This is a genomic window from uncultured Thiocystis sp., from assembly GCF_903866365.1.
GTDB lineage: Bacteria > Pseudomonadota > Gammaproteobacteria > Chromatiales > Chromatiaceae > Chromatium.
The window spans coordinates 1-4,968 of record NZ_CAIPNF010000264.1 but is presented as its reverse complement, the minus strand read 5'-3'; the positions used below and the strand labels follow the sequence as shown (position 1 = coordinate 4,968).

The following is a 4,968-nucleotide window of genomic DNA, read 5'->3' as shown; positions in this document are numbered from 1 at the left end:
TGCCGCTGGGAGACCGATCCTCGCGCCCCGGCAAGACGCTGGACGAGGTGGGCGTACAACTGGGCGTGACCCGCGAACGGGTGCGCCAAATCGAACTGCAGGCGCTCAAAAAGTGCCGTCAATGGTGCGACGAACAGGGATTGAAGTGGGAGGATCTGGTGAGAGACGCCACCGTGCGGATGTCGTCTCAGGACGGCTGCGAGCAAACGCGCGCGGGGATTGATCGTGCCGATAAAAACCCGCGTGGCGGGGCTAAATGGTCGGGTTTTCCGATTTTGAGCCGGGCACGATGCGTCGCGTCTTCTTCACCACGACCGCCGCGATCGAGTTCGGCGCGGGCGCGATCACGGGCTTTGGCACGGGCGCGGCAACCGGCTTCGGCGCGGGCTTCTTGGCCTTTGCGGGGCTCTTTTGTGCCTGGCGCGCCTCGGTTTCGGCATCCATTCGGGCGAGGTTTCCGGCGCGTCGCATTGCCGCTTGCGCTTGGTTCTCGCGGACGCGCTCAAGGTCCGTGCGCGCGCACTCGACCGCCTCGGGGCTGACCGGCGCGATGGGGCGACCGTGCAAGTCGATCCGCATCGCGCCGGGTTCCAGCAAACAGCGCTTGTCGGCGGTGCGCGCGCCATGATGCTGCACGGCGGCAATCGCGGCGCGGCGCTCGACATCCGGCTTGACGCGATCCATCCAGGCAAGCACGTCGTCGCGGGTACCGATCGCGAGCGGGCGGATCTGGCTGTCGTCGTCCGGGAAGGCCAGCGGGAAGGCAGCGGACAGCGCGGCCTTGGCAGCGATTTCGCGGCGGGAACGGGCACGGGATTTGGTTTGGCTCATCGAATTCTTCGCGAAAAAACCGCCTTTTCGGGCGGGGAGGATGTGTGGGGGCGCCCAGAGCGCGCCGTGCTGGCAGGTGCCGCCTAGCGATCCAGGGCGCGACAGCCGCCCGAGAAAGTCGTCCAGGTGTGCCTCTAGGCTGTCGACGAACAACATCGACGCCGCGTCGATGTTCGTTTGCGGCGCACCGACATCCAGACCGGAGACGCGCGACGGAGGCGCCTCGCGACGGGCATCGTCATGTTGCGCCACCAGACGGTTGGTCGCGATGTCGGGCAGCGCCAACGCGCGCGTGTTGTCGTGACGCCGCGCGTCTGCATCGACGTTTTCGCGAGAAACCCCGTCGTCGCGACGGAGCGGGAGAGTTGCCTTGCCTGAACGGCCAGTCCTACTCCCGCGATCCTCATGGGTTGCTCCCCTGGGTTGAGAAAACCGCTGGCGTCTGCGCGCCAAATGCCCCTGTGGGGTGTCCCACGTCGGAGACGCCTCATTCGGGCGCAAGCGGCGCTCTCAAGCCGATTCCTGCACGGGCTTCTGCGCCGCCAACCGTTCCAGAGCGTCCAGCGCCTGCCGTTTGCGTTGCGCAAAGCGTTGGCGTTCGGCGGCGGCGTCCAGCGCGGCGGGCGTGGCCGTCGCAGCAGCGGGCGCGCTCCGCCCCGCGATCGCCTCGCGCAACGCGCGCATCCGCTGGCGGGTCACGGCATCGGCCTCCAGCGGCAGGGCGATGACCGTGTTGCGGTCGGTCAGCGCGCCAGCCAGCATGGCGGGAAGGCCCTCGGCACACGGCGCGGGCAAATGCGCGCGCACCTGCTGCGCCGTCAGCCGTCCCGACCGCACCGCGTCCTGCGCGGCCACGGTACGCCGTTCCGCGTCCCAGCCCAAAGACAATTGCCACCTCGGCGTCTGCCCGTTGGCTCGGCCTTCGCTCACCAGACGCCCATAGGCGGCTTTGAACGCCATCCGCGCGCCCACCGTGTCGCCGCTGTTCCACACCGGGGCGGACGCGCTGACGGCGGCCAGGATTTCGTCGGTGACGCACACCGTCGCGGCTTCGTCAAACGTGTCCAGGGCCAGCGCCCAGGCTTCGTCGGCTTCCGGGCGCTGGTCAGTGCGCAGGATCTGCATCTTGGCGATCAGATCGGCAGGCTTGGGAAAGAAGCGGCCCCGCTCCGGGTCGCGGCGATGCGCGTGAAAGGCCGCTTCGATCTGCGCGAAGGAGCGTGCAGGCAGGTCTTCCCAGTACAGCTTTTTGAGCGTCACGCTCACCTCGCGGTCATAGATCAACCCGAGTTCGTCCATCAACTGCGAAAAACGTTGTTTAGACATGCCGGCACTCCCCGTCAATGAAGTCGCCCACGCCGCGTTCGTCCTCGTGCAACCAGTCGTCCAATGTCTGATCTTGCTGGCACTGCTCCGCGAGGCGCGCTTGGAACTGCTCCAGTTTGCTGCCATCGCGGCAGATCAACTCGATGTCGTCGAACACTTTGTGGTCAGGGTTTTTTCCCTGGTGCCACGCGGATTGCTGACAGCCATCGATCGCGCGCTTGATGTCGGGCACGCGGTAGCCTTCACGCAGACGCGCCGTGATGACGCGCTGACGTTTGTTGTTGAGGATGGCGCGGGGGTGAGCCATGACGCGCTGCCAGTACTCGAAAATCTCGCGCACCGGATGCGGATGGATTTGGGCCGTGGGTGAGGCGAGGGGCACGCTGTCGTCGGGGTCGCCCGCGGCGAACTCGACAAGGGATTTATCCCTTCTTTCTTCTTCCGGTCTACCGGTTACCGGAATAGGGTTGCTCTTCGCAGGTGCAGCATGGGTTGTGCTGGGGTTGTTCATCTCCCCGTCAGCCGCGTCATTGCTGACTGTTGTGGGGTTGTGCTGTTGGGGTTGTGCTGGGGTTGTGCTGGGGTTGCTCCTCATCTGGACCGAATCATCCAAATCCGCCAACAAACAGCGAAAAACGAGCCCTCTGCCGCCGTGATCGCGAAGACGTTGGATCAAGCCAGCGACCTCCAGCCGAGCAAAGACGGCACGTAACGCCTCTTTGGTTAGCCGCGATGGCTCTTTGATGTTCGAGCCTCGGCGCGGGTGCACCTCGCAGAGTTGCGACAGCCAGTCATAGCTAATCATCGCCGATACCCCGGCAATCCCCGTGCGGTAATCCATGCGGCGGCGGATGCCGCGCAGATAGATGACTTGATCGAGGTGTGGGAGGTAATCCATGGCGCGATCCTCGGCATCATTCCAGGAGGTTCGCATGGGCGTCTCCTTCCGCGCGGGCACTGGCCCGGATCTGCTCCAGGAGCGCCTCGACCGTCGTGTGTTGCGTCTCCGCGAGCGTGGTGAGCCGGGTCTGCGCTTGGCGAATCGCCCGCTCCCGGTCAACGTCGCAGGCGACCATCCGTCCGGTCTCGATGTCCGAGACCATCCAATAGAGATCGCCCTGGGGATGGCGATGGAGGGCGAGTTGCCAGGCGGTCGGGGCTAGCGGTTCGGCCTCGACGTTCGGTTGGCCATGCCACGCCAGGCGCAGTCGCACGGTGGGGCCAGGGCGCGAGGTCAGGCGCGTCATGCGCGGCGCTCCAGGGTGCCGGAGGCCCCTTCCAGGAGGGTCGCGATGGTCTCCAGCAGAGAGACGCTGGACCACAGACCGCCGGACGGTTGACCCGGATCGCCAAGATCCGCCTCGATGGCGGTTTGGCGGATCAGCGCCTGCACCGAATTCATCATGGCCGAGGCGGTGTCGAGCGCGTCGAGGGGATCGAACGTGGGCGCGGCAATCCACTGCGCGATGGATCGAGTGGGCGCGTCGGGGCGGTCATGCCGCGTCCTCCTGCTTGATCACGTCAAGCAGCAAGCCGACAAAGCCAATGAAGAAGGCGCGTTGCTCGCGGGCATTGGCTTCCTTGAAATCGTCAGCAACCGCCTGGGACGCCTTCTCTGTGGCGGACTCGCTTCCTTTCTCAACGCTGTTTCCAAGCGCAGATCCTGCGATTTGGCGGCCATCCGCCTGACAGTCTGAAAGGTTGCCATTGATCTCGCTCACGTTGCTCATGCCGCACCCCCGTTGACCGGAGACAGCATCGCGGCCAACTTCGTCAAGCCCTTGGCGGTGACCAGCACCTGCTCGAAAATCCGATCGGTGCCGTCGTCCTGGACCGTTTTGGTGATCTTGTGTTCGAGCACGCCTTGCTGGAGTTTGTCTTGAGACGCGGTCCAATGCTTTCCGCCCGCGCGCCGATAAATCCAACGATTCGCGCTCAGGCGCTGGATCAGCGCCCTGGGGTTGACTTGCAGGGTCTTGGCGGCGTTGGTCAGGTTGAGCGTCCCGGACGATGGCGTGGCGATCCGGTCCAAGGCATCGGCCTTGGGTTCGACGACCGTGAGCCGGGCTTGCTGCTGGGCGTTGGTCTCGGCGAGATCGGCGGCGAGGCGCAGCGCGTCGTGGAGGGTCTGGGGGATGGCGAAGGTGGGGTGGGCGGATTCGCCACTCAAATAGGCGTCGTAGACCTGGACGATCTCCATCTGGACATCCACCGCGTTGTCCGTTTCGGACTTCATGCAGATGAAGATGGCTTGCTTGCGGTTGAGGTAATACTCGGTCGCTGGACGCCCGCCAAGCTCGCCGGAGGTTTGCTCCACGGCGTAGCAAACATTGAATTCGTTAAGTTTTTTTAGGTTCGCCTTGATCAAGTTGCGGATCGAGCGCGGACGCTCGAAGCCCAGCCGAACCGCGAGATCCAGATCCTTCATGCGGGGTTCACCCTGGATGGGCGTGAGGACGAGCGCGGATGTGCCTTGGGCGAGGTCGGTCATGACAAGCTCCTTGTGTGCGGATAAACCGTCAACCTTAATGCTCATTGGGGCGGGCGGACGGTGTGTTGGGTTGGCAGACCGGAACCAGGAACCGGCGCATCCGAAGATGCCCCTCCACACCGCCAGCCCATCACTGGACCTGCCATGCTGCGCAGAAAAAACCACCGGAGAGGGTGGCGCTGATGCGCCTTGTTTCCGGGATGCCAATCCCAGGCCGCCCATGAGGGGCGACGCAGGCCGTGTCATCCAGGGTCACGGCGGTGTCAAGGACGCTCATGCCGCACCTCCAGCCGACGGCTGATCCGCGTGCGCGACCAGGG

At 64.9% G+C, this 4,968-nt stretch carries 8 protein-coding genes and 1 pseudogene; 1 reads left to right on the top strand and 8 read right to left on the bottom strand.

Annotation, left to right across the window (positions count from 1 at the left end; all coding sequences use genetic code 11):
* Window positions 1-5: 5 nt before the first annotated feature.
* Window positions 6-110, top strand: a pseudogene (locus tag QZY07_RS27465) (sigma factor-like helix-turn-helix DNA-binding protein); the annotation flags it as partial.
* A gap of 142 nt (window positions 111-252) precedes the next feature.
* Here QZY07_RS27465 and QZY07_RS14510 read toward each other — a convergent pair.
* From QZY07_RS14510 to QZY07_RS14475, 8 genes are all read right to left on the bottom strand, one after another.
* Complete coding sequence (locus QZY07_RS14510) at window positions 253-1,116, bottom strand: ProQ/FINO family protein (RefSeq protein WP_295404093.1); 864 nt, start codon at window positions 1,114-1,116, stop codon at window positions 253-255.
* Between the two features lie 225 nt (window positions 1,117-1,341).
* Entirely contained in the window at window positions 1,342-2,157 is an 816-nt protein-coding gene (locus QZY07_RS14505) for a hypothetical protein (protein ID WP_295404090.1), read from the bottom strand.
* Entirely contained in the window at window positions 2,150-2,998 is an 849-nt protein-coding gene (locus tag QZY07_RS14500) for a hypothetical protein (protein WP_295404087.1), read from the bottom strand. The genes QZY07_RS14505 and QZY07_RS14500 overlap by 8 nt, the downstream gene beginning before the upstream one ends.
* Before the next feature lie 73 nt (window positions 2,999-3,071).
* Window positions 3,072-3,404: a hypothetical protein gene (locus QZY07_RS14495; RefSeq protein WP_295404085.1), complete on the bottom strand. Its 333-nt coding sequence runs from the start codon at window positions 3,402-3,404 to the stop codon at window positions 3,072-3,074.
* Window positions 3,401-3,562: a hypothetical protein gene (locus QZY07_RS14490; protein ID WP_295404082.1), complete on the bottom strand. Its 162-nt coding sequence runs from the start codon at window positions 3,560-3,562 to the stop codon at window positions 3,401-3,403. Before QZY07_RS14490 ends, QZY07_RS14495 begins: the two co-directional genes overlap by 4 nt.
* Before the next feature lie 88 nt (window positions 3,563-3,650).
* Complete coding sequence (locus QZY07_RS14485) at window positions 3,651-3,887, bottom strand: hypothetical protein (RefSeq protein ID WP_295404080.1); 237 nt, start codon at window positions 3,885-3,887, stop codon at window positions 3,651-3,653.
* Window positions 3,884-4,648 carry a phage antirepressor KilAC domain-containing protein gene (locus QZY07_RS14480; RefSeq protein ID WP_295404078.1) on the bottom strand — a complete coding sequence of 255 codons (765 nt, stop codon included), beginning with the start codon at window positions 4,646-4,648 and terminating at the stop codon, window positions 3,884-3,886. Before QZY07_RS14480 ends, QZY07_RS14485 begins: the two co-directional genes overlap by 4 nt.
* Window positions 4,649-4,778: 130 nt before the next feature.
* The gene (locus tag QZY07_RS14475; RefSeq protein ID WP_295404077.1) at window positions 4,779-4,925 is read right to left on the bottom strand and encodes a hypothetical protein; all 147 of its coding nucleotides are present in this window, start codon (window positions 4,923-4,925) and stop codon (window positions 4,779-4,781) included.
* Between the last annotated feature and the right edge of the window lie 43 nt (window positions 4,926-4,968).

Excerpts from the sequence above, each read along its gene's own strand:
- QZY07_RS14505 (WP_295404090.1), bottom strand. The coding sequence starts at position 2,157 with ATGTCTAAACAACGTTTTTCGCAGTTGATGGACGAACTCGGGTTGATC.
- QZY07_RS14500 (WP_295404087.1), bottom strand. The coding sequence starts at position 2,998 with ATGGATTACCGCACGGGGATTGCCGGGGTATCGGCGATGATTAGCTAT.
- QZY07_RS14495 (WP_295404085.1), bottom strand. The coding sequence starts at position 3,404 with ATGACGCGCCTGACCTCGCGCCCTGGCCCCACCGTGCGACTGCGCCTG.
- QZY07_RS14490 (WP_295404082.1), bottom strand. The coding sequence starts at position 3,562 with ATGATGAATTCGGTGCAGGCGCTGATCCGCCAAACCGCCATCGAGGCG.
- QZY07_RS14485 (WP_295404080.1), bottom strand. The coding sequence starts at position 3,887 with ATGAGCAACGTGAGCGAGATCAATGGCAACCTTTCAGACTGTCAGGCG.
- QZY07_RS14480 (WP_295404078.1), bottom strand. The coding sequence starts at position 4,648 with ATGACCGACCTCGCCCAAGGCACATCCGCGCTCGTCCTCACGCCCATC.
- QZY07_RS14475 (WP_295404077.1), bottom strand. The coding sequence starts at position 4,925 with ATGAGCGTCCTTGACACCGCCGTGACCCTGGATGACACGGCCTGCGTC.